We start from the raw sequence: 23,188 nt of genomic DNA, 5'->3' as shown, positions 1-23,188 counted from the left end.
AGGCAGTCGGCGAGGGCATCGAGGTTCCTGCCGAAGTAGCCGCCGGGACCGTTGATCGCCTCGCCGATGACTCGCCAGAAGTCCTCGAGCGTCCTGATCTGCGTGCCTTCCAGCACATATATCGCTGTCACAGCCCGCAGGATACGCGCGGCTCCATGACATGCTCCCCTGGTTTTGAACCCGTGCTGTTCAGGCGCTGCCTGGCACAGGTTCGCCGGAACATGTGCGCTTTGGAGGGGTGGAGGTTGCTGCTGACGGCGACCGAGCGTCGTTCGTAGGCGGCGTCGACCAAGCGGTAGAAGCCCTCGGCGGCGTCTGGTGAAACCGGCAGCAGTCCGATGTCGTCGACGATGATCAGATCCGAGCGGATGATCTTCGCGAGGGCCCGGGCGATGGAGTCGTCCGCGCGGTGCCGGCGAACCAGTGCTCCGAGGTCCTCGATGGTGAACCAGGAGACGGTCAGCCCGGCCTCGACGGCGGTCTGGCCGAGGGCCTCAGTGAAGTGACTCTTGCCCGTGCCCGAGGGCCCGCAGATGCAGAAGTTCTCCCGCCGGCCGATCCACTCCAGAGACTTGAGGGCGTCCTGGGTGTGGCGAGGGATGGCGGACTTGGTCTCGTCCCAGTCGCCGAAGGTCTTGCCGGTGGGGAATCCGGCTCGCTTGCGGCGGGTGTGGAGGTTGGCCCGGTCGCGGCCGGCGGCTTCCTCGGCCAGCAGGACGCGGACGACCTCGGCCGGGTCCCAGCGTTGTGCCTTCGCGGTGGGGATCAGGTCGGCCAGCACCCGCCGCAGGTGCGGGAGTTTGAGCCGTCGGGTCAGCTCGATGGCCTCGGCGAGCGGGTCGCCGTTGGTGCCGGGAACGGTGCGAAGTGGGGTGGCCATCAGGCGGGATCGCTTTCGTCGTACTCGGAGACGTCCGAGGTCGTGGTGGGCAGGCCGAAAGAGGACCAGGCGGAGGTGCCGGGCTGCAGGGAGTGTTCCTCGCTGCGGCGGACAGGCTCGGTGTGCTCGCGTGTGGCCTGGTAGTCGACGATGGACAGCAAGTCCTTGTCCGCGAACCGGCCGGTGACCGCGGCGGTGCCCAGGGCCCGGTCGACCTCGGCCACCGAGTAGAGCTTGGACAAGGCGACGGCCTCGGCCATCTTCGCCTTGATGCGACGGACCCCGGCTGCCCCGGCTTCGACCAGCCAGGACGCCGCCCCGGGACCCAGCTGGAGGAAGGCGGCCTCCTCTGCCGAGGTGGCCTTCGGGATGCGGTCGTTCTCCTTGTTCTCCCGATGCGGGTAGTGGGCGTCGTCCAAAACCGGGGTTCCCGGCTGGCCGCGGCGGTGGCGGGCGGCCTCGCGAGCCGAGCCGTCCTCACCGACCGCGGTGACGATCAGCTCGTCGCCGTGGAACCGGGCCCAGACCCGGTTGTCGATCAGCTCGTGCGGAACCGAGTAACGGACCCCCTCGACGGAGATCGTGGACTCCCAGTTCACCCGCCGGGTCGTGCCGAACGCAGCGGTGAACGGCCGTCTGGGCAGTGGATGCAGCCGCTGTCGCTCCTCGGCGAGCCGCTCGACCGGCTTGCGCCGAGTCGCCCGGTGAACACGGGAGTTGACCTCGTCGCAGAAGGCCCGGCAGGCCGCCTCCAGCTCGCCGAAGGTCTTGTAGTGCTCACGCAGGTTGACGTCTTTCGGCACCAGGTCGGCCTTCGCGATGCGGACCGTCGCCTCGGAACCGCCCTTCGTCTCCGGGTCCGCCGGAAGACACGTGCGTATGGTCGTGCCGTAGTGCCGGGCGACCTCGACGATCTCCGGGTTGCGGACCGCGATCCCGGCGACGTGATCGGTGGTGACCGTCTTCTCGTTGTCCGTCAGTACGTAGGCCGGCACCCCGCCGATCCGACGGAAGGTCGCGTCCAGACACGAGGTGACCGTCGGCAGCGTCTTGTCCCAGATCGGGATCACGATCCGGAACCGTGACCAGGCCAGCCAGGCGCACCACAAAATGGTCTTGCGGCCGGCAATGGTCGGTCCGTCGCCGAAGTCGTACTGAATCCACAGCCCCGGCTCGGTCACCCACGGCCGATAGACCCGCCGCCGACCGGCCCTGAACTGGGCTTTCGCCTCGGCAACGGTGCGGCGGGTGGTGCGTTCCCCGCCGGTGAAGCCCATCGCGACGATCCTCTTGTGCACCACGTCCGCCCGGATCTTGCCCTGCGAACGGACCACCAGCTCCTCGATCTTGGGCAGATAGTCGTCGATCGCGCGGGCCCGGTGACGGCGCTGGTCGGGATGCTGGCCGGCGGCCCGCATCTTCACATACCGGGCCACCGTGTGGTGGTCGACGCCGGTCAGCTCGGCCGCAGCGCGGTAACTGCCCGTGAGGTCGTACGCCTCAAGGATCTCCATGATCTCCCTGCTGTTCTTCACCCGCCCGAGCCTCGCCGAGCGGGATGCGTCCAATGCGAGCGGGGAGATATCTGGCCGTACGTGGGGAATCCCGTGGCCATCAGTGGGGCGGTAAATGGCCGCCTATGGGGAGCTTGTCATGGCCGCCGTCAGAAACCTCCCGCGGCCTACTCGTAGCCTGCCTCCGAGCCACCCGGCGCCCCGTCTATGCAATCAACCCCATGGCCGTCGCCCGCTACCGCGACCGACACTCGGTCGCCCGCAAAAAGTCCGACCACCTCGACGCGATGGTCCTTGCGAACATCCTCCGCACCGACATGGCCACCCACCGACCGCTACCGCACAACAGTGAACTGGCCGAAGCCGTCGCGGTCTTGGCCCGAGCACAGCAAGACGCCGTCTGGGACCGCACTCAGGCAGGCAACAAACTCCGCTCCCACCTGCGTGAATACTTCCCTGGCTTCCTCATCGCCTTCCAGTCCTCACGCGAGGGACTGTGTTCCCCAGTCGCACGAGTGATCCTGGCCGCCGCCCTCACCCCGGAACGCGCCGCGAAGCTCACGCGCACCCAGCTGCGGTCCCTCCTCAAGACGGCCGGCCGCCAGCGCGGCATCGAGGCAGAGGCCGACCGGCTTCGCGAAGCCTTCCGACTCCCACAGATGCGGCAGCTTCCCCTGGTCGAGGAAGCAATGGGCCGCCAAACAGCCGCCCTGCTTCGCCAACTCGATGCCGCCTGCACCAGCGCCAACGACCTCGCCAAGGCAGCGGTGGAGTCTTTTGAAGCACACCCGGACGCCGAGATCATCACCAGCTTTCCAGGGCTCGGCTCACTCACCGGCGCCCGGGTGCTCGCAGAGATCGGCGACGACCGATCCCGCTTCGCCGATGCCAAAGGACTCAAAGCCTTCGCCGGAGCAGCTCCGGTCACCCGAGCCTCCGGCAAAAGCGTCGCGGTCATGGCCCGCCGGGTCAAGAACCAACGGCTGGCCTCAGTGGGCTACGTCTGGGCCTTCGCCGCCCTGACCGCCTCAACCGGTGCCCGAGCCCACTACGACCGCAGACGAGCCGACGGAGACCGCCACACTGCCGCACAGCGCAACCTTTTCAACCGCATGCTCGGCTGCCTCCACCACTGCCTCACCAAGCAAACCCCCTATGACGAGGCCACCGCGTTCCCACCATCCGAAGCCTCTCAACTTGCCGTCGCGGCTTGACAGATCAACTGCATCGGATGTCTCTTTCCCCGGTCCTGACGTCGATGCCCGGCATCGGCGTCAGGACCGCCGCAGTCCTCCTGGTCACCGTCGGCGACGGCAGCTCGTTCCCGACCGCCGCCCACCTGGCCTCCTACGCCGGCCTCGCCCCGGCGACCAAGTCCTCCGGGACCTCGATCCACGGCGAACACGCACCCCGCGGCGGCAACCGGCAGCTCAAACGCGCGATGTTCCTCTCCGCCTTCGCCGCCCTGCACGACCCCGCCTCCCGCGGCTACTACGACCGCTGCCGAGCCCGCGGCAAAACACACACCCAAGCCCTCCTCCGCCTCGCCCGCCACCGCATCAGCGTCCTGTTCGCCATGCTCCGCGACGGAACCTTCTACGAACCCAGAACCCCACGCCTCGCTTGACGAAAGACATAGGTGCGCCGTGAAGCGCGAGTTGTTCGAGTGGCGGTGAAAGGACGCCACCGCTGTCCTGTCGCAGCAGGGCGGTTGAAGCTGAGGGCAGCCCGACCCGGGAGGTGCCGGGGAGGGTGGCAAGCGGCCCTGACAAAGCCGGGACGTATCAGCACTGCCAGATGGTGCGGGTCCGGCGAGCGAGACGGAAAGGAGTACGCGAGGAACCGGCGTTGACGCCTCCTTACTCGTCACCAGCTCGAACCTGGCGGATCTGGGCTGGTTGCGGTGCGTCCCTGCCTTGCTATGGGGGCTGGGAACTTCCCGGTCGGTTGCTATGTGTCGGCCGGGGAGGCCACGGCGAAGTGCTGCGGGGTAGTCGTGGCGATGCCGCCGGGGTATAGCCGGGCTCCTAATCCGTCGATCGAACAACATGTGAACACGGGAACCGTTCCGGTCCTGACCTGCGGCAACGTCTCCAGCGCGGTCACAGGCTGGGCCCACCGTCGGCCGACCGGGCCGGGACGGGGCGGAGCCGCCGTAGTACTCCGAGCCGGGGAGAGCCTGGCACATGGGGAAGGGCGGCAGCGGAATCGAGAAGAGAGGAGGCTGCAATGCCGAAAGAAGCACTGCTGAACAGTGGTGCACTGCAGGCCCCTATGGGGTCTCACCAGCGGGTATCGGGGATGCAGGCCAAACTTCACCGTTGGGCGGCGGCCGATGAAGGCTGCAGGTTCGACGATCTGTTCAACCTCGTGTGCGACCCGGCTACGCTCCTGGTGGCGTTCGAACGGGTCGCGGGAAACAAGGGGGCCGAAACGCCCGGAGTGGACGGCCTCACGGCCGTCAACGTCGAGCAAGAGATTGGCCCCTATGGGTTCCTGGAGGATCTTCGGCACGTACTTAAATCGGGTGAGTTCCGCCCGCTGCCGGTGCGTGAACGAAAGATCCCCAAACCGGGCGGTTCGGGCAAGGTCAGAAGCCTTGGTATTCCGACCATCACCGACCGCGTGGTCCAGGCGGCCCTCAAGCTGGTGCTGGAGCCGATCTTCGAGGCCGAGTTCAAGCCGGTCTCTTACGGCTTCCGGCCCCTGCGACGGGCACACGACGCGATCGCCGAGATCCACTTCTACGGCACCCACGGCTACCGATGGGTCCTGGACGCGGACATCGAGGCGTGCTTCGACTCAATCGACCACACGGCCCTGATGGACCGAGTGCGAGACCGCGTCAAGGACAAGCGCGTGCTGCGGCTGGTCAAGTCGTTCCTCAAGGCCGGCGTCCTCACCGAGGACAAAAACCGCGAGGACACTCTCACCGGCACCCCGCAGGGCGGCATCCTCTCCCCGCTGCTGGCGAACATCGCCCTGTCGGCGCTCGACGAGCACCTGACCGGGCCCTGGGAGCCGGGCGGGGAGATGGCCACCAGCCACCTGCGCAGACGCCGCCGTTCCGCTGGACGTCCGAACTGGCGAATCGTCCGCTACGCGGACGATTTCGTGGTTCTGGTCGACGGCGCACGCGGCGACGTTGAGGCGCTGCGCGAGGACATCTCTGGCGTTCTGCAACCGCTCGGTCTTCGTCTCTCCGAGGCGAAGACGCAGGTGGTGCACATGTCGGACGGGTTCGACTTCTTGGGGTTCCGCATCCAGTGGCGCCGCAAGCGAGGAACGGACAAGTGGCACGTCTACACCTTCATCGCTGACCGGCCCATCCGGCAGCTGAAGGACAAGATCCGTGCCCTGACGAACAGAACATCGCAGCAGAACCCCAGGGACGTGCTGATCAGGCTTAACCAGATCATGCGCGGCTGGGCCAACTACTTCAAGCACGCGGTCTGCAAAGCCGCCCTGAGCTCCCTGGCCAGCTTCACGTGGCACCGGGTGATCAGCTGGTGGATGGCGCTGCACCGCTGGAAGTGGAAGGACGTCCGCCGACGCTTCACCGACCGCAACGGACGGTGGCAAAAGCTCTCGGCAGATGGGGTCGAACTGTTTGACCTCCAGGCGGTGACGGTCACCCGCTACCGCTACAGAGGCAACACGATCCCCAACCCCTGGACCCGCCCCAACCACGCCTGAACGGCAGAGTCCGTGGAGAGCCCGGTACTCGGAGACGGGTACGCCGGGTTCGGCGAGCGGCACGGAGAAACGGACCGGTGGCAACACCGGCACCGCGCTCCGTGCCGACTCAACAGGCACCCCCCGCACAGATTGGCACCGGTCGCCATCAGCCGGCGGCGTGTACGACGGTCCCGACGACCAGGAGGAAAGCGGACCCGGCCAAGACGGCTCGCGCGTACCGCGCTTTGCGTTGAAGCCGGGCGTGCAACCCCTTGGAGATGTCATCCCAGTGGCCGAAACGCAGCGCGGCAAGGCAGCAGAGTGCGTAGCCGAACCCGAGTGCGCCGAGCGAAACGCCGACCTGTGCTGCGTGATGCATCAACGCCTCCTGCAAATCACCCGAGGAACTGGTTCACGAGTAGGACCGCGTTCAACACGGTGATCACCACAGCCACGCCGACCAACACCACCGTCGGCAGGAGGGTGTTGGCGAACGGACCCATCACCCGCCTGTCGCGCGACACCGCGATCAGCGGGGCAAGCGCAAAGGGGATGCCGAGGCTCAGCGCGACCTGGCTGACGTTGAGGACAACGGTGGTGTCCAGGCCGATTGCGAGCACGGCCAGCGACGGCAGCATGGTGACGATCCGGCGCAGCAACAGCGGGATGCGCAACCGAACGAAGCCGGACATCACGACCTGGCCGGACAACGTGCCCACTGACGATGCGGATATCCCCGAGACGAGCAGGGCCATCGAGAAGACCAGAGCAGCCGTCCCACCCGCCATACGAGCCAGGCCGGCGTGTGCGTCCTCGAGTGTGCTGACTGCGTTGCCCGTAGCGTGGAAGACTTTCGCAGCCACCATCAGCATCGCCAGGTTGACGATGCCGGCGAGGCCGAGGGCGACGATCACGTCCCAACGCTCGAACCGCAGTGCCCGCCGCCGCTCGTCCTCGTCCCTGATTCCGGTCCGGCGGCTGGTCAGCGCGGAGTGCAGGTAGATCGCATGCGGCATCACGGTCGCCCCGACGATCCCGACCGCCAGGAACACCTCGTCCTTGCCCGGCAGTGCCGGCACCAGTCCGGAGGCCGCATCGGCCGGGCTGGTGCCGATGTGCAGCAACTCGTAACCGAAGCCGCCCATCACGATCAGCAGCAGCGCGGCGATGGCCCGCTCGAACGGACGAGAGCCGCGCACCTGCAATCTGAGCACTGCCAGTGCTACCGCGCCGGTGATCAATCCGGCGGGCAGCAGCGGCACCCCGAACAACATGTTCAGGCCGAGCGCGGCACCGACGAACTCGGCCAGATCGGTGGCCATCGCCACCAACTCCGCCTGCGCCCAGAGCACCCAACGCACCACGGGCCGGTATCGCGACGCGCAGAGCTCCGGCAGCGACTTTCCGGTGACGATGCCGACCTTGGCGGAGTAGAACTGCACCGGCATCGCCATCAGGTTCGCCAGCACCACCACCCATATCAGTCGGTAACCGAACTCCGCGCCAGCGCTCATATTGGTCGCGAAATTGCCAGGGTCGACATACGCGATGGCGGCGACGAACGCCGGACCGAACATTGCCAGTGTGCCTCGCACCGGGCCGCGGGCCACCAGCGACGCGATCGGTACGGCGGTGTCGCATCGCAGCTCATTCATCGTCACCGCTGCCACCTACACAGGGTTCACATCGGCACTTGCAGAGGCGGGGCCTGCAGCCCGTGCCATGGGAGGGCGGTCCGTACGCCCCATGGGTCACCGAACCACTCGCACCGGACGCTCCGGTCCATGGAACCGCTCCCCGAGCCCGACGGGTGCCCGGCCTGATGTTCCAGCGGTCCGGGGCCGGCGTCCCAGTCCCGCGCGACGCTGCATCGACGTCGTCGAGTGATGATGCGGGCGCGCGGAACCGAGAGACTACACGGTGACGAGGGCACGGCGAACCGCCTCTCCGGCCTCGGTCGTCGTGTGCGATCCGCCGAGATCGAACGTACGCAGGCCGTCGTCGAGGGCCTTGCTGATCGCGCTTTCGAGCGCAGCAGCCTCGTCGGGCATGTCCAAGCCGTGTCGCAGCATCACGGCGACGGTGAGGAACATCGCGAGCGGGCTGGCGATGTTCTTGCCCGCGATGTCGGGCGCGCTGCCATGGATGGGCTCGAACAGCCCGGGCCCGCCGTCGGAGAGCGAGGCGCTCGGCATCAGTCCGATCGACCCGGTCAGCGCGGCCGCCTCGTCGCTAAGGATGTCACCGAACATGTTGTCGGTCACGATCACATCGAAATCGGCCGGCCTGGTGACCAGCTGCAGGGCAGCGTTGTCGACGTAGAGCTGTTCCAGTTCGATCTCCGGGAACTCCTCCTGGTGGATCCGTTCGATGACGTCTCGCCAAAGCCGCGATGTGGCAAGCACATTCGCTTTGTCGACGTTCGTGACCTTGTAGCGAGCCGTCCGGAACGCGATGCGCGCCACCCGCTCGACCTCGGCCACGGAGTATTCGGCCGTGTCGAATGCGTTGCCGTTCGGGCGCCTGCCGCGTGCGCCGAAGTAGATTCCGCCATTGAGCTCGCGAACGATCAGCAGATCTGTGTCCTCCAGGACCTCCGGCCGGATCGGGGACAGCCCACGCAGGGCGCCGAAGGTCCGGACAGGACGCAGGTTGGCGTAGACACCGAGTTCCTGCCGCAACCGCAGGAGCGCGTCGCCGGGGCGCTCCTCCAGAGTGAGGTCGTTGTCCCACTGCGGTCCTCCGACGGCACCGAAGAGCACCGCGTCCGAGGCACGACACGCCGCGAGCACCTCGTCGCTCATGGGGTTGCCATGGAGCTCGAGCGCCGCGCCACCGAAGACGTACTCCTCGACCTGGAAGTCGCCCAGCTCGCGGAGGAGGTGTACGGCAGGTGCCATAACCTCCGGGCCGATTCCGTCGCCCGGCAGAACGACGACCGCGCGGCTCACCGGGACCGGACCAAATCTAGTGTGCTCGGCAGATGCATGGTGTGTTCCTCCTCGTAGGCTGTTATTTCATCAAGGTGCCCGAGTGTCGTGGCCACGTCGTCCAGGCCGTTGAGCAGGCTGTGCTGGATCCGTGGGTCCATCTCGAACGTCGCGCTGCCGCCGTCCCACGTGACCGACCGCTCACGCAGGTCGATCTCGGCGCGGCCCGCTCGCATCACTGCGCGGACGTCCTGTTCGGAGAGGGCGACGGGCAGCAGACCGATCTTGGTGCAGTTGGAGTAGAAGATGTCCCCGAAGCTCGGAGCAACGACCGCGCGGAAGCCGTAGTCGAACAACGCCCAGACCGCGTGCTCCCGCGACGACCCGCAGCCGAAGTTGCCGCCTGTGACCAGGATCGGATTGGCCGGCAGATGCCAGTTGGGTTGCTGGGCCCAGTCGTAGAACAGGAACTGTCCGAAGCCTTCGCGGCTCATGCGCTTGAGGAACTGCTTCGGGAGGATCTGATCCGTATCGACGTCCTCCTGGTCGAGCACCGAGGCACGGCCGCGAATCGTGGTGACGGGCTCCATCAGTGCTCCCACTCCCGGATGTCGACGAAATGACCCGCGACGGCCGCCGCCGCGGCCAGTTGCGGGGACACGAGATGGGTGCGTCCCCCGCGGCCCTGGCGGCCCTCGAAGTTGCGGTTGGACGTGGCCGCGCAGCGCTCCCCCGGAGCAAGGATGTCGGCGTTCACTCCCAGACACATCGAGCAGCCGGACGAGCGCCACTCGAAGCCGGCCGAGCGGAAAATCTCGTCCAGGCCCTCGCGTTCAGCCTGCAGCTTCACCTGCTGGGAGCCGGGAACCACCATCGCCGAGACATGTGAGGCGATCTTGCGCCCCTTGACGATCTCAGCGGCGGCCCGCAGGTCGCCGATGCGCCCGTTCGTGCACGAGCCGATGAACACCCGGTCGAGCTTGATATCGGTGATCGGCGTTCCGGGCCGCAGCGCCATGTACTCGAGAGCGCGCTCGGCGGCGGCGGAGGCCGGCTCAGGGACGACGTCGGCGACGCCGACCACCATTTCAGGGTTCGTGCCCCATGTCACTTGTGGCGAGAACTGGGACACGTCGAGCGCGACGTCTTTGTCGAATGTCGCGCCGGGATCGCTCACACAGGACTGCCAACGCTCCACGGCCGCGTCCCATCGCGCGCCGGACGGCGCGCCGGAGCGCCCCTCGAACCATTCGAGTGTGTGGTCGTCGACGGCCATCATGCCGGCGCGCCCGCCCATCTCGATGGTCATGTTACTGATGGTCATCCGGCCTTCCATCGGCAGCCGTGTGATGAAGTCCCCGCTGTACTCAACGACGTGACCGATCGCGGCGTCGACGCCCAGACTGCCGATGGTCGCGAGAATGACGTCCTTCGGTGTTACGCCGTGACCGGGTGAGCCCTCGTAACGGACGCGCATCGTCTTCGGCTTAGACTGCATCAGGCACTGGGTGGCCAGCACGTGCTCGACCTCGCTCTGGCCGACGCCGAACGCCAGGGCACCGAACGCTCCGTGCGTTGCCGTGTGGGAGTCGCCGCACACGATTGTCATTCCGGGTTGGGACAGGCCCAGTTCGGGCCCGATGACGTGGACGATCCCCTGGTGTTCGGATCCCAAAGAGAACACCGGAATGCCGAAGTCGCGGCAGTTGCGCTCCAGTGCCTCGATCTGTGCCCGGGCGAGCTGATCGCTGATCCGCTCCAGCGGTGTGCCGTCCGTCGGCACGTTGTGATCGGCGGTCGCCAAGGTACGGTCGGGCCGGCGCACCCGCCGGTCGGCCACTCGCAGCGCCTCGAACGGTTGCGGGGTGCACAGCTCGGTCAGCAAGTGGAGATCGACGTAGAGCAAATCCTCCCGAACCTCGTGGGTCGCCCAGATCTTGTCCAGCAGCGTGGCCGGTGTGGTCGCGGAGCCGTCGGTTTGCACGTTTACCGCCCTCAGGAAACCGGAGTCGGGGACTGCGGCTCGGACGTCGTCGCGGGACGCCATGCCGCGGGATCGTCGGGAAGGGCCACGACGAGCGTGAGCCTCTCGCCACCGGAGAGTCCGCGGGTGGTGTGTCCCTTGCCGTCGGTGTCCTCGAGCAACAGGATGCTGCCCGGCCCGAATCGACGGATCTCTCCTGTCGAGGTCTCGACCTCGCTCTCGCCGGTGAGCTGGACGATGAACTGCCGCCGCGGTGTGTTGTGCGGCGCGTCGGAGGCGGCCTCCTTCACAACGCTGCGTAGGAGCACTTCGACCGCAGGGATGGGATCGGAAAGTGCGGCCATCAAACGCGAGTCGTAACCGACGCCCTTGGGCTCGGCCGACAAAGTCACATCCTCGAAGCGGGATTCCCCCGCCTCATCGGCGTACAGACGGACGTACTGGATCATCTGAGGGTCCTCCTCGGCCGCGCTATGGACGGATCATGCGGCAGGTCACGGTCACCTTGCCGCCCTTCTCCACCGCAGCGCGCGCATCCTCCTGGCTCGCGTACCGGCGATCCGGAATCACGGTCGCCTCGATACTCAGCTCCACCTCACGCGGCCCGAACGGGTACGGATCGACCTCGATCACACCCGGCTCCACCACACGCAGCCGCAGATCGACTCGCTCCCCACCAATCGCCGTCGGCACATTGGGAATGATCCGCACGCCGGGCACCTGGTCCAGGCTCCTCAGGGTCGACCCCAGGAGCAGGGGCTCGGCCCCGTCGGGGGCCGGCGTATGCACGTTCATACACACATAGATCGACAACAGGTCCCACGCCTGCAGCAGATCGAAGTTGAACCACAGATTCGCCTCGAAATCACTGCGGAAGCCGTTCCCCACGAGCTGGCGCTTGATGTCCACCCACTTGCGTTCCTGCTCAGCGATGGCCTCGTCCTGCAGCTGCTCGATCGGCGTACGGCTGCTGGTGGTCCAGTTGATCGGCATCGGCTGCAGTCCCCACCGACCCCGGTACAGGCCCGTCCAGTGGGTGGACACCAGCAGTCCGGCGTATTCGTCGCGGCGCAGCACCTCCTCGACTCCGCGCTGATACAGCGGAACGTGCTCACGCTGATCGATCTCGGAGAAACTCAACGGACGCCCCTCCGCCTCGTTGAAGAGCACCTCTAGGTCGGGGACGCGCCACCCCTCGTCATGAAATGACGCAGCGGTACGGACCTGATCAAGCGGCTTGGGCACAACGAAGCGCTCGTTCCCCCACAGATCGACGAGTTCCCCGGTGAGAAAACCGTGGTCCACCTGCTGGAACAACAGCAGCTCGTTGTCGCGTCGTCGGATCAACATAACGCCCTCATTTCGGGTCGAAGTTGAGCTCTTGTCGGGGCCGCGGTTGAGGTTCCAGGTGGGGGCGACACCTGTCGCGTGCACCCATGCCGGCGCGTTTACGGAGCGCCCCGGCATGAATGGGTGATGTCCTTGCCAACCGCCATGAACGCGCCGGTCCAAGTGTTGGCATAGGTATACAGGACACTTGTGCAAATCTCTAGCCCCGGACGGTACCTGCCCTTGATGGTGTGCCTGTGTCGGAAGGAGGGGAAATGCCCTCCTTCCGACACAGGACGAGGGACGTACGGACTGCTTGCCAAGCTGAGGAGACACAGGCCGACCACTGGCATGGCGTGCGCCGGCGCCCACGGGGCACCGGATGATAACGCCGCGCCCTTCCCGCTGGCCGACCGGCCAGCCACGGCCGCACGAACCCTCTATGACTACGTATGCGAGCCTTACGGCAGCTTACCATGCATGTCAACCCTCGCTCACCACTGGCCTGGTGGACTTGGCTCAGTCACCGCTACCCGCAGCTGGCCCGTGTCGCCGCTCGGCCCACGAAGACCTTCCCCGCTCCTTGGGAACAGGCCGCCTGAGCCCGCGTAGGCCCAACCCGTTGAGAAAGCAGTGGATTCGTGACCTCCGCGAGAAGATCACCCGGAGGTTGGCAGCAGCCTCATCGGCTGCTTACAGACGTCACCGCAGGTACGGTGAGCTGCACAGCAGACAGAACAAATGATGCCGCCCTGGGTAACCGGACAGACGAGCATGTCTTGGCGCATTGCCACGCTGGCGCAGCTGCCGCAGGTGAGCATGTTCTCCGGTGCGTTGATGTAGTCCTCCGTCAGGCCGGCCTCATCAGCCATGTCGGCCTCTGGTGTGCGCGCCTCTAGACGCCCGGAGCGGGGTAGGAGTTTCACTGTCACTATGGGGCCGACAAACCCGGCGGAGAACGAGAGTATTTGGCCGAGGACTGGCCCGTAGGTGGTGCTCGGAATATTTGCCAGATCCAGAACACCACCGACTACCGAGCCGACAAGAAGTGAGCCCAGCGACGGCCAGCCCCAGCTTTTCAGGTAACCACGACGATGCTCGACATAAGATGGGGTTACCAAGCCTCGGGGACGCAGGACTACCATGTCTGCCAGCAGGGTCCCGGCCCATCCAAGCGTGAGCACCCCGACGAAGGTGAGCACCTGAGTCAGATGATTGAGAATACCCAGCTCGGTCGTGACGACGGTGATCAGCCCTACGGCCACCACCCAAAATCGTCGTCCCGGAGTCCAATGCAGAACGCGGGACGAGAAGTTGGCCAGTGCCAGCGAGGCGCTGTAGTAGTTCCCGTTGTTGATGCGCAACTGAGTGATCACAACCCAGGCCGTGCCAATCACTCCAAGGATCGTCACCGCGTATACGCCGGGATTGGAGTCTTCGACGAACAGCGACAGCAGCGCCCCCAGCGACGGCTCGATGAATCCAGCCAGTCCGACGACGACGAGCGGGCCTATCCAACCAGCCTTCCGGGCGTCCTGTCGGCGCATAAACCGAGCGTAATCGCCGGATGCCAGGATCTGACCACCTGTCGCGGGGAGCATCATTCCGATGGCCGACAGCAGCGTGGATACTCCGACGGCATGCGCGCTGAGCGGAACGACCTGCGCTCGGTCGACGACCTTGGCGATGAGATAGATCAAGCCTACAAGGAAGAGCGGCGCAGTGACCCGTTGGAGCCAATCGTTCTGCGAAACGCCATACCAATTCAACGGCACAGCAATGAGGGAAGTCAGGACGTACAGAAGTCGAAGGGAGATAGACGGCCATTCGGCGTGTACAGCCGAGGCCATGAATGACGCCTCCAAGCCTGTGTACATCAAGAACTGGACCGCGTAGATCAGAGAAGTCAGTGAAGAGCCCAGAAACCCGTAGCCGGAGCCTCGCGATACAAGGTCGATGTCGACTCCATAGGTGGCCGTTCTGCGCGCTACGACAGGGCCACAGACCAGGCCGATGACAGAGCATATCGCGGAGGCCAGCAGGCTTGACCAGAAGCCCAAGGTAAGCGCGGCAACCCCGCCGACGGCGAGAGCGAAAACGGACGTCGACTGTCCAGAGACGACCATCGCGAGGCTTGTCGGAGTCCGCTTGAAGTGCGCCGGGACCTTTCGTAGGGCGTAGTCTTCGCCGACCTCCTGGCGCGCAACCCGGGATCTCGGCGCGACAGCCACATCGCGATTGCCTATCTTGCCATCTTTCACGGAAATTTTCCTCCACATCTGCAGAGGGGCGCTGGCTCGGGCGAAAGCGACGAAGCGGGTGTGTCCACCGCTCACCAGTTATCGGTGGGTGGAATGATCAGCGCATCGCCTCGGGAAAGCTCGACGACGGAGTAGCACGCCGAGAAGTCGACCCGAGCCCGAGCAGCGCCGCCACGAAACGGCGCCATCCCATCGTCGGTGTTGCAGTCGAAGGACTCGATGCCGGACACGCTCAACGTGCAAGGTCCACTGGGACAACACCGCAGCATCTGTTGAGGATCGGGATGGCCAACTGACGTACGTGTGACAGCGGTCCGAGTCCGCTCGACCGCGAGGTACTCTACCGTGCCCCGTGCGGTGCGCCTGGACTTCGATCGCAGGTTTCCCAACCTTGCCCGCCAACGAGTCCTTCGGACCGCCGGACGGCACGTCCGGCGAACAACCGCGGAGTGGCCTGCAGTTGCGAACCTAAGTCCTCAGCGGTCGAGGCGTCCCCATCAGGCTGCTTACTCCCCCATCGCGCAGTGCTGCTCGGCGGCCCGGTTGAGCGAACACGGCGTGCTCGTGGAGGGCGGCACCAGCAGATCGCTGCCGGTCCTCGTCAACCGGAAAGTCAGAGGTACTTCCAGCGGCCGGTTTCAGCCCCTACGCTTGCTCGCCGAGTGCACGGCCGATCTCCGGCAGCAGCTGAGCGTCCCGATGGCCGGCGAGGCGTTGCAGCTTGAGGCCGATCGGCTCGCCTGTGGCATCGGGGACGCCTTGGGCCACAAGGTGCACCATCAGAACGCTCTCACAGTCGGCCGAAGACGGGCCGCGGGTCGCTGCGGAGCTTTCACACCCCCGCGACAGGGCTCAACGCGTTCGAGAACCAGTCGACGACCTTCTCGACATTAGGACGGTAATACTTGCTGCCGGCGTCGATCCACTCAAGGTGCTCGGCACCCTCGATCTCCACCAGCGTCTTCGGCTCATTGGCCAGCTTGTACATGCGCCGCGCCTCGTCGATCGGCATGTAGTGGTTGCGTGTGCCATGGACGAAGAGCACCGGCCTGGGGCTGATGGAGGCGACCTCGTGCTCCGGACGAAAACTGTAGTAGGCGTCTGCGGACTCGAGTGTGAACTCAGCCGTGGGCTGCTGCTTGAGGTCCGAGAGGTCCTTTTTGAACTGTCCGGTCTTCGCCCGCTCGAACGAACCGTCCGGGTGGGCAATCTCGTGGAACGGGATCTTCTGGGACTCACCCGTCAGGACGCGCTGTACACGGTCGGCCGCGAGCCGGTCCTGGAGTTCGAGCCAGGCGGTGTAGGGGACGCCGTCCCGGGTGATCCGCCCAACGTCACCGGGCCCGTTCACCGACGCCACGGCCGCGATCCGGGGGTCGCGCGCCGCCGTGGAGATGACGATGCCGCCGCCAAGTCCCCAGCCCAGCGCGCCGATGGCACTCGCGTCCACCTCCGGCTGCGCGGACAGGAAGGTGACAGCATTACTGACATCGCGGATCTGCTCCTCGGGGTCGATCCGGCCGCGCTCACCGTCGCTGGTACCGAAGCCGCGGTAGTCGAACGCCATGCAGGTGAACCCCGCGTCCAGGAATTGCGGCCACCAGCGGGCCGGCACCCATTCCTTGAGACCGAACAGTCCGGAGTTGATGAGGACCGTCTTACGAGGCTCATCGGAGCGACTGCCGTCCGGAGTGAGGATGAACCCCTCCAACCTGATCCCGTCGCTGTAGAACGTCACCGGTCGACGCTGCACGCCTGCCTCCTGGTGGTCATAGTGACTGGCGTGTAGCATGCCACATGCCAAACTGGGTTGTCGAGGTTCATCGCCGGTCATCGAGGAAGGAATACCCGATGCGTCAACTGCCACGGGGGGTCATCGACACCCACGTCCACGCGGCTCCGGACGTGGTTCCGCGGCTGATGGACGACCACGTCCTGGTCGCCGCCGCGCGCGCTGCCGGTTACCGGGGACTGGTGATCAAGAGCCATGTTGAGGGGACCGCATCCCGGGCCATGCTGGCCAGAGACCGGATCTGGCCGGACGGAGACATATTCGGGGGCCTCGTCCTCAACCGGCACTCGGCCGGAGGCCTCAATCCGATCGCCGTGTCGACCGCCCTGGCGCTCGGCGCCAAGGTGATCTGGTTGCCGACGCTCTCCTCGGTCGTCCAGTGCCGGCAGGCGGCGGGACCGGTGCGACACACGCTCCCGAACAATGCCGAGGTCACCGCCGAGGTGGAGATCGGCCACCAGCACCTCGACGAGGCCGGCGAACTCGGTCTGATCTTCCGCGAGATCGCGCGGTCGGGCGCGACTCTCGCCACCGGGCACCTCGACCCCGCCATGCTCCTCGATGTCGCGCGGTTCGCCATGCGGTGCGGCGTGCAGCGGGTCCTCGTCACTCATCCCGAGGCACCGTTCCTCGATATCCCGACCAGCGACCAGCTTGCGCTCGCGGAACTACCGAACGTCTGGTTCGAGCGGTGCTATCTGAGCGCGCTCACCGGCGTCCCCATGACCGCGATCGCCGGTCAGATTCGCACCGTCGGCGCCTCCCGCACAGTCCTGGCGACCGATCTCGGGCAGGCCCGGAACCCCTCGCCGTTCGACGGCATGACCGCTTTCGTCCGACAGCTGTCGGACGAAGGCATCTCCGACGACGATCTGGAGCTGATGACAGTCCACAACCCGGCGGCAGCTCTCGGGCTGGACCCGCTATGAACCGCTGCCCCAGTCCTCCCACGACGAGCCGTCCTCAGCACCGCCCTGCTGCTGGACCAGGAGGCGACCAGTCGTGACGAGGTGCTCGCGCATCGCCGCCGCGGTCCGCGCCTCGTCCGAGGCCTCCAGGGCGTCCATGATCGCTTCGTGCTCCGCCAGCACAGCATCAAGGCTCCGACTTCGACCGACGGTCGACGGCCCGCGAGACGTCACGTGGTCGCGCAGGTTGCCGATGATCGCGGTCAGTCGACTGTTGCCCGCCGCACTCAGGATCTGCTCGTGAAAACGCTGGTCGTAGGTCATGAACAGTGCCTCGTCGCCCGTCTCTGCGGCGCGGCGCATGTTCTCCAGCTCGCGATGAATCTGGCTGAGGCCATTGACGCCGATGAGCCGGCAGGCCCGAGCGGCAGCTGGGACCTCGAGCAGGAGCCGCAAGGCAAAGATCTCTTCGACGTCGCGCGCCGTCGTCTCCAGCACCCGAACCCCGCGGTTGCGCTCGAAGCGCACCATTCCCTGCCGCTCCAGCACGAGCAGCGCCTCCCGGACCGGGGTCCGCGACACGCCGAACTCCTCGGCGAGCCCTGCCACGGAGTAGAGCTCGCCGGCGGCGAGGCGACCTTCCCTGATCGCACGCCTGATGCTTTCGGCGGCGCGATGCGACAGCGTGTTCGGGTCCGTTGACAAGCGTCCGAGTGTCATATGTCGCGTCTACCTTCTTCCCGCAGTGTTCCTGAAATCCGGGGAGAAGCAATGTAGCATGCCACATATGACATGTGACTCGGGGAGCGATGTACTCCCGGCGGCGCTGCGCCGGATCGTCGGTGAGCAGCACGTCATCGACGATCCGACCGTTCTGGCTCAGTATGAGCAGGACTGGATCGGCCGTTTCGGCGGCCGGGCAAGGCTGGCCGTCCGACCGGCGAACACGGACGAGGTGGCTCGCGTCCTGCGTGCTTGCGCCGACGCCGGCGCGGGCGTTGTTCCCCAGGGCGGGAACACCGGCTTGGTCGGCGGTGGCGTGCCGCGTGACGGCGAGGTGGTCCTGAGCCTCGGGCGAATGGGCGAGTTGGGCCCCATCGACCCCGGTACCTGGCACGTCGAGGTCGGTGCGGGCGCGACGCTTGCAGCGCTTCAGGAGCATGCGCGCAGCGTGGACCTGGATGCCGGCGTCGACATCGCCGCCCGCGACACCGCCACGGTGGGCGGGCTGGTGGCTTGCGACGCGGGAGGGCTCCGTGCGATGCGCTACGGCACGACCCGGGCACGGGTTGCCGGGCTTGAGGTGGTGCTAGCTGACGGCTCGGTGGTGGACATGCGGCCGTCCGTGCTCAAGGACAACGCCGGATACGCGCTTCCGGCCCTGCTGGTCGGCTCCGAGGGAACGCTCGGTGTCATCACGCGTGTGCGCTGGCGACTTGTTCCGCTGCTGCGCTCGCGGGTGACGGCGCTGGTTCCGCTGCCCTCGATCGACGCGGCCGTATGCCTGCTGTCGGTGCTGCGCCCGTTGCTGCCGTCGCTCGAAGCAGCGGAGTTCACCGTCGACGGCGCCATGCGGCACGTCGTACGCCACCTCGGCGTTCCCCTGCCGTTCGCGGAGCCGGCACCCGTGTATCTCCTGCTCGAATGCGCGGCGAAGGAGGATCCAGCTGAGGAGTTCTTCGCCGCACTTCAGGAGGTCGGCGTCGAGGACGCTCTGCTGGCCACCGACAGCGCTGATCGCCTTCGTCTCTGGCGACTGCGTGAGGCGCATTCCGAGACGGTCGCCGCACTTGGCGTACCGCTGAAGTTCGACGTCGGAGTTCCGCTCAACCGATTGGCGACGTTCATGGACCGCCTCCCCGTTGCAGTCAGCAGCGTCGATCCCGGCGCGACGACGATCCTCTTCGGGCACCTCGGCGACGGCAATGTGCACGTGAACGTGATCGCGGAATCCGCCGACTACGAGGACCTCGGCGCGGTGGTCTTCGGTCTTGCCGTCGAGTGCGACGGGACGATCAGCGCCGAGCACGGAATCGGGATAGAGAAGGCCCGGTGGCTGCATCTGCTGTGCGGCCCGGCGGAACTCGACGCGATGGCGCGGCTCAAACGTGCGCTCGACCCCGGCGGCATACTCAACCCGGGTGTCGGGCTACCGGACCGCTCCCTAACCGACGCGTCCCGGCCGCTCGTACGCTGAGCACGCGCGGCCGGGCCCATTCCCGCCGCCGCGAGATCAAGCAACCTCGTGTGTGGACTTCTGCGCGATTGCGGGCGTCCGCAGATGCCAGGGGTTCACGGCCTCGTAGGCAGCGGCGATGTGCAGGAGCGTGGGCTCCCCCAGAGGTCGGCCCCACAGCTCGAACCCGCCGAGCGGCAGCCCGGACTCGGTGTACCCGCAGGGAACATTGATCGCCGGCATGCCGGTGAGGTTCACCGCGTTCGGCCGCATGGGGAAAGTGAACGGGACTCCGTCGGCGTGCAGAACGTCTGCGGGTGCGGTCACGGCAGTGGCCGGTCCCCACCCGGGCCCGAGCAATGCATCGAGGTCATGCCGCTGGAAGGTCTCACGCACGGAACGTGTGATCAGCGCTCGCGCCCGCTCGGCCTCGGCGTACTGCACGGCTGGGATGAGCGCGCCGGCCTGCAGGATGACGCGCGTCGTCCGGTGAAAGGCGCTGGCGTCGCGCCGTAGCCGCGACAGGTGATAGGCACTCGCCTCGACGGCCTTGATCGTTACGATGCTCGCCTCGGTGAGTTCCAGCTCCGGGATCTCGACCTCCACGATCGTGGCTCCCAGCTCCCGCAATGCCGATGCGGCGCACAGCGCGGCATCGCGAGCGATCGGATCAAGCCCGGGTGGGGGCAGATACGTGCTCTCGATCCCGATCCGGACACCCTCGAGCCCCCGCGGCGGATCCAACGGGAACGCGGGCGGCTCGACCTCGAGGCCATGGGGATCCCGCGGATCGAACCCGGCGATGACCGACAGCACCGCGGCGCAGTCCTCCACGGTCCGTGTGATCGGGCCGATGTGGTCGAGAGACGGGCTCATGGGGATGAGCCCCGACGTACCGACGAGTCCGAAGGTCGGCTTCAGCCCGACCACACCGTTGACACCGGCCGGCGCTCGAATCGAACCGGCCGTGTCGGTCCCGATGGTCGCGAACGCGGACCGTGCAGCCACCGCAACCGCGGACCCGGCGCTCGATCCTTCTGGATTTCTATCCTGGTCCCATGCGTTGCGCGTCGGACGAAGCGTCGGCCCGAAGGCGAACTCGCTGGTGACGGTCTTGCCGACGATCACCGCGCCGCCGGCCCGAAGCCGTTCGACCACGGTGGAATCCACGTCGGGGATGTAGCCCTTGAGTACCTCGGACCCGGCCTCGGTCGGTACCCCACGCATATGGCACAGGTCCTTGACGCCGACCGGGATGCCGTGCAGCGGACCACGCGACACGCCTCGGCCGATCTCCACGTCAGCGGAGCGTGCGCTCTCGAGCGCCTGCTCCGCCGTCACGGTCGCGTACGCGTGCAAGCAGGCATCGGTTCGCTCGATATGCCGGATCGTCGCCTCCGCGAGCTCGACACACGACAGGTCGCGCGCGACGAGCAGCCGTCGTGCCTCGGCGATCGTCAGGTTGAGGATCTCGTTCACCAGCCGTCCCGGGGATCAATGGTGGATGGCATCTCCATGTCGCTGAGGGCGGCGCTGCGCAGCGGCGCGACGACTTCCTCGTAGCGCGACATCGTGCGGGTCAGCAGGTCCAGGTCGTCCCTGGGGACGGGGATACCGGCCAGGAACGCGGCGGCGGAGACAGCCGCCGCGTCGATCCGTCTGGGCGGCCTCATCAGACGCCCCTCTCGCCGGTGAGCCAGACCATGAACCACCGCCGCGGTGTCCTGCGCGGCGTGTCGGCGGGAGCGTCCTTCAGCACACTGCCCAGGGACACTTCGACCGCGGGGACGGGATCGGGATGTGCCTGCTTCACACGCGGCATGACGCCTCCTTTCGGGTTGATATCCATCTCTTGTCGGGTGACCGCCCTACCGTGCCGCCCGTCCGCGGGTCCTTCAGGCGGGCGTCTCCTGACAGACCGAACACGCCCAAGGGGCCGCGGCAGGCCAGGCTATTGCTGTCCCCGGGCCACTAGAGCGGTCGAGCGACCCGGCCCACGCAAGGCGCGCTGCGGTCGGCCGATCATCCGTCGTGGCGCTCCGGTGGCGAGGCGAGGTACGCGCGCGCGTCGTCGAGATCGACGACATCGCCGTACTTCTCGTCGATGTCGAAGAGGCTGGCCTCGTGGGGGCCTGCCGCGCGGTCTCCGACGCACTCGCGCGGCACGAGCACGTTGAATCCACTTTGCATGGCGTCCACGGCCGTCGCACGCACACACCCGCTGGTCGAGGTGCCGCACACCACGACCGTGTCCACGCCGAATGCGACCAGATTCGCTGCGAGGTTGGTCCCGAAGAACGCTGAGGCACCCTTTTTGACAACCTGCACGTCGTTCTGCCCGACGTCGAGCCGCGGGTCCAGGTCGACTGCGGTGCTTCCCTCTACCAGGCTGGCCAGTCCCGCCGACTTGTAGAACCAGGCATAGGCGGAGCTCTGGATCTCCGCCTTCGTGTAGGCGATGGCAGTCCACACCACGGGGACGGACTTCGGCCGGGCCGCCGCGGTGAGCGTGTTGGTCGCTTCGACCACAGAGGAGAGGTCAGCTCCGGTGTCGAATTCCGGTTCCGTGAACCCCCGCATGAGGTCCACCACGATCAATGCCGGCCGCCGGCCGCGTGGTACGCGCTGCCCCAGGCCCGCCGCAGCATACGCCGTGGTCGTCGCATGGTCGTACATCAGCGTTCAGCCTTCCGCAATATCTGTTCGTCGAGTGTGGACAGCGGCACATGGAGCAGCAGGACGCCTGCTGAGAAGCCCGGCTTTACCACGCGGCCCAGCCGCCGTCGACGGGCATGACGACACCAGTCGCATACGACGCCTCGTCCGACGCCATGAAGACCACCGTGTTGGCCATCTCCTCCGGCGAAGCGGACCGCTTTATCAGCACACGGTCGTACCAGCCCTCCTTGAGCCGGGCCTGCTCGGCTTCGGAGAAGCGCGCGAGGAACGTCGCGGGCTGCGCGGTGTCGGTCGGTCCGGGACAGACGCAGTTGACGCGGATCCCGAACTCAGCCAGGTCGTAGGCCAAGGCTCGCGTGAGCGCCACCAGGGCACCCTTCGAGGAGCAGTAGATCGGCATGGCCCCCATGCCGAGCAGGCCGGACATCGAGGAGACGTTCACGATCGACCCCTGCCCCGCCCGCTTCATCAGCGGGAGTGCGCGCTGCACAAGGAAGAAGGGGGCCTTGGCGTTGACCGCGTGCACACGATCCCACTCTTCCGGCGTGAAGCTCTCGACCGCTCCACCGGAATGCGTCCCGGCGTTGTTGATGAGGATGTGCAACGCACCGAAGCGCTCATCGCACGCGTCGACGAGGCCCTGGATGTCCTCGATGGACGCAAGCTCCGCATGATGGCTGAGTACCTCTCCACCGGCCGACGAGATGGTCTTCGAGGTCTCCGTGAGCCGGTTCTCGTCGACATCCGTAATCAGAACCTTGGAGCCCTCCTGGGCGAGCCGGATTGCGACCGCGCGGCCGATGCCGCTCCCGGCCCCGGTCACCAGACTGATTTTCTCGTTGAGATCCACGGCATTGTCTCCTTGATCAGGTTCAATGGATGGCGACGAATTCGGGAGCCGACCGGGGAACGGGGCCACGGTGGATGAGATCGCAATATCCGACGGCCAACATCGAGGTGCCGAACCGTACTTCGGCCACTGTCCAGGCGCCCGCGTCACCGGTTCGGCCAGCGCAGCGCCCCAGAGATCGGATGCTAGAGCGTTTCCGGCGGATAC

The 23,188-nt window shown here is 66.6% G+C and carries 22 protein-coding genes and 2 pseudogenes; 5 read left to right on the top strand and 19 right to left on the bottom strand.

Annotation, left to right across the window (positions count from 1 at the left end):
* The 3 genes from ACWC2T_RS41040 to istA all read right to left on the bottom strand — a co-directional run.
* The coding region (locus tag ACWC2T_RS41040) for a barstar family protein (RefSeq protein ID WP_450675400.1) at positions 1-131 on the bottom strand (131 nt) is incomplete at its 3' end.
* On the bottom strand, positions 128-880 hold the full coding sequence (locus ACWC2T_RS41035; RefSeq protein WP_450675399.1) for an ATP-binding protein: 753 nt from the start codon (positions 878-880) through the stop codon (positions 128-130). The genes ACWC2T_RS41040 and ACWC2T_RS41035, both read right to left, overlap by 4 nt.
* On the bottom strand, positions 880-2,415 hold the full coding sequence (gene istA, locus ACWC2T_RS41030) for an IS21 family transposase (protein WP_450675398.1): 1,536 nt from the start codon (positions 2,413-2,415) through the stop codon (positions 880-882). Before istA ends, ACWC2T_RS41035 begins: the two co-directional genes overlap by 1 nt.
* 131 nt (positions 2,416-2,546) lie before the next feature.
* Between istA and ACWC2T_RS41025 the strand changes: the two are divergent.
* From ACWC2T_RS41025 to ltrA, 3 genes and pseudogenes are all read left to right on the top strand, one after another.
* A pseudogene (locus ACWC2T_RS41025) lies at positions 2,547-3,608 on the top strand (IS110 family transposase); the annotation flags it as partial.
* A 23-nt stretch (positions 3,609-3,631) separates the two neighbouring features.
* Positions 3,632-4,021: pseudogene (locus ACWC2T_RS41020) on the top strand (transposase); the annotation flags it as partial.
* Between the two features lie 602 nt (positions 4,022-4,623).
* Complete coding sequence (gene ltrA / locus ACWC2T_RS41015; protein ID WP_450675397.1) at positions 4,624-6,090, top strand: group II intron reverse transcriptase/maturase; 1,467 nt, start codon at positions 4,624-4,626, stop codon at positions 6,088-6,090.
* Between the two features lie 148 nt (positions 6,091-6,238).
* Here ltrA and ACWC2T_RS41010 read toward each other — a convergent pair whose 3' ends face one another.
* The 10 genes from ACWC2T_RS41010 to ACWC2T_RS40965 form a co-directional block, all read right to left on the bottom strand.
* The gene (locus ACWC2T_RS41010) at positions 6,239-6,451 is read right to left on the bottom strand and encodes a hypothetical protein (RefSeq protein ID WP_450675396.1); all 213 of its coding nucleotides are present in this window, start codon (positions 6,449-6,451) and stop codon (positions 6,239-6,241) included.
* 16 nt (positions 6,452-6,467) lie between these two features.
* The gene (locus ACWC2T_RS41005) at positions 6,468-7,742 is read right to left on the bottom strand and encodes an Nramp family divalent metal transporter (RefSeq protein WP_450675395.1); all 1,275 of its coding nucleotides are present in this window, start codon (positions 7,740-7,742) and stop codon (positions 6,468-6,470) included.
* A 243-nt stretch (positions 7,743-7,985) separates the two neighbouring features.
* Positions 7,986-9,023, bottom strand: coding sequence for a 3-isopropylmalate dehydrogenase (leuB, locus tag ACWC2T_RS41000; protein ID WP_450675394.1), 1,038 nt, complete (start codon positions 9,021-9,023; stop codon positions 7,986-7,988).
* Positions 9,020-9,592: a 3-isopropylmalate dehydratase small subunit gene (gene leuD, locus ACWC2T_RS40995; protein ID WP_450675393.1), complete on the bottom strand. Its 573-nt coding sequence runs from the start codon at positions 9,590-9,592 to the stop codon at positions 9,020-9,022. The genes leuB and leuD overlap by 4 nt, the downstream gene beginning before the upstream one ends.
* Positions 9,592-10,986, bottom strand: coding sequence for a 3-isopropylmalate dehydratase large subunit (gene leuC, locus ACWC2T_RS40990; RefSeq protein WP_450675392.1), 1,395 nt, complete (start codon positions 10,984-10,986; stop codon positions 9,592-9,594). The genes leuD and leuC overlap by 1 nt, the downstream gene beginning before the upstream one ends.
* 11 nt (positions 10,987-10,997) lie before the next feature.
* Positions 10,998-11,435, bottom strand: coding sequence for a hypothetical protein (locus ACWC2T_RS40985; protein WP_450675391.1), 438 nt, complete (start codon positions 11,433-11,435; stop codon positions 10,998-11,000).
* A gap of 22 nt (positions 11,436-11,457) precedes the next feature.
* On the bottom strand, positions 11,458-12,336 hold the full coding sequence (locus tag ACWC2T_RS40980; protein ID WP_450675390.1) for a DUF3891 family protein: 879 nt from the start codon (positions 12,334-12,336) through the stop codon (positions 11,458-11,460).
* A 638-nt stretch (positions 12,337-12,974) separates the two neighbouring features.
* Positions 12,975-14,576 (bottom strand): purine-cytosine permease family protein, encoded by a 1,602-nt coding sequence (locus tag ACWC2T_RS40975; protein ID WP_450675389.1) that lies wholly within the window; start codon positions 14,574-14,576, stop codon positions 12,975-12,977.
* 71 nt (positions 14,577-14,647) lie between these two features.
* Positions 14,648-14,806 carry a hypothetical protein gene (locus ACWC2T_RS40970; protein ID WP_450675388.1) on the bottom strand — a complete coding sequence of 53 codons (159 nt, stop codon included), beginning with the start codon at positions 14,804-14,806 and terminating at the stop codon, positions 14,648-14,650.
* A gap of 602 nt (positions 14,807-15,408) precedes the next feature.
* On the bottom strand, positions 15,409-16,410 hold the full coding sequence (locus tag ACWC2T_RS40965; RefSeq protein ID WP_450675387.1) for an alpha/beta hydrolase: 1,002 nt from the start codon (positions 16,408-16,410) through the stop codon (positions 15,409-15,411).
* Between the two features lie 17 nt (positions 16,411-16,427).
* Here ACWC2T_RS40965 and ACWC2T_RS40960 point away from each other — a divergent pair, with 17 nt between their 5' ends.
* Positions 16,428-17,297 (top strand): DUF6282 family protein, encoded by an 870-nt coding sequence (locus tag ACWC2T_RS40960; protein ID WP_450675386.1) that lies wholly within the window; start codon positions 16,428-16,430, stop codon positions 17,295-17,297.
* Here the strand turns inward: ACWC2T_RS40960 and ACWC2T_RS40955 are convergent.
* Positions 17,292-17,981 carry a GntR family transcriptional regulator gene (locus ACWC2T_RS40955; RefSeq protein WP_450675385.1) on the bottom strand — a complete coding sequence of 230 codons (690 nt, stop codon included), beginning with the start codon at positions 17,979-17,981 and terminating at the stop codon, positions 17,292-17,294. The two genes, ACWC2T_RS40960 and ACWC2T_RS40955, sit on opposite strands and share 6 nt — an antisense overlap.
* Positions 17,982-18,021: 40 nt before the next feature.
* Between ACWC2T_RS40955 and ACWC2T_RS40950 the strand changes: the two genes are divergently transcribed.
* Positions 18,022-19,473, top strand: coding sequence for an FAD-binding oxidoreductase (locus ACWC2T_RS40950; protein WP_450675384.1), 1,452 nt, complete (start codon positions 18,022-18,024; stop codon positions 19,471-19,473).
* Between the two features lie 36 nt (positions 19,474-19,509).
* On the opposite strand, the gene ACWC2T_RS40945 is transcribed toward ACWC2T_RS40950, so the two are convergent.
* From ACWC2T_RS40945 to ACWC2T_RS40925, 5 genes are all read right to left on the bottom strand, one after another.
* Complete coding sequence (locus tag ACWC2T_RS40945; protein WP_450675383.1) at positions 19,510-20,931, bottom strand: amidase; 1,422 nt, start codon at positions 20,929-20,931, stop codon at positions 19,510-19,512.
* Positions 20,928-21,125: a hypothetical protein gene (locus ACWC2T_RS40940; RefSeq protein WP_450675382.1), complete on the bottom strand. Its 198-nt coding sequence runs from the start codon at positions 21,123-21,125 to the stop codon at positions 20,928-20,930. Before ACWC2T_RS40940 ends, ACWC2T_RS40945 begins: the two co-directional genes overlap by 4 nt.
* Entirely contained in the window at positions 21,125-21,274 is a 150-nt protein-coding gene (locus ACWC2T_RS40935; RefSeq protein WP_450675381.1) for a hypothetical protein, read from the bottom strand. Before ACWC2T_RS40935 ends, ACWC2T_RS40940 begins: the two co-directional genes overlap by 1 nt.
* Before the next feature lie 200 nt (positions 21,275-21,474).
* The gene (locus ACWC2T_RS40930; RefSeq protein WP_450675380.1) at positions 21,475-22,128 is read right to left on the bottom strand and encodes an isochorismatase family protein; all 654 of its coding nucleotides are present in this window, start codon (positions 22,126-22,128) and stop codon (positions 21,475-21,477) included.
* An 85-nt stretch (positions 22,129-22,213) separates the two neighbouring features.
* Positions 22,214-22,981 carry an SDR family NAD(P)-dependent oxidoreductase gene (locus ACWC2T_RS40925; RefSeq protein WP_450675379.1) on the bottom strand — a complete coding sequence of 256 codons (768 nt, stop codon included), beginning with the start codon at positions 22,979-22,981 and terminating at the stop codon, positions 22,214-22,216.
* Between the last annotated feature and the right edge of the window lie 207 nt (positions 22,982-23,188).

This window comes from Streptomyces sp. NPDC001393 (genome assembly GCF_053597455.1).
Note: the sequence above shows the minus strand (reverse complement) of the source record. Positions and strands in the feature narration are given on the sequence as shown.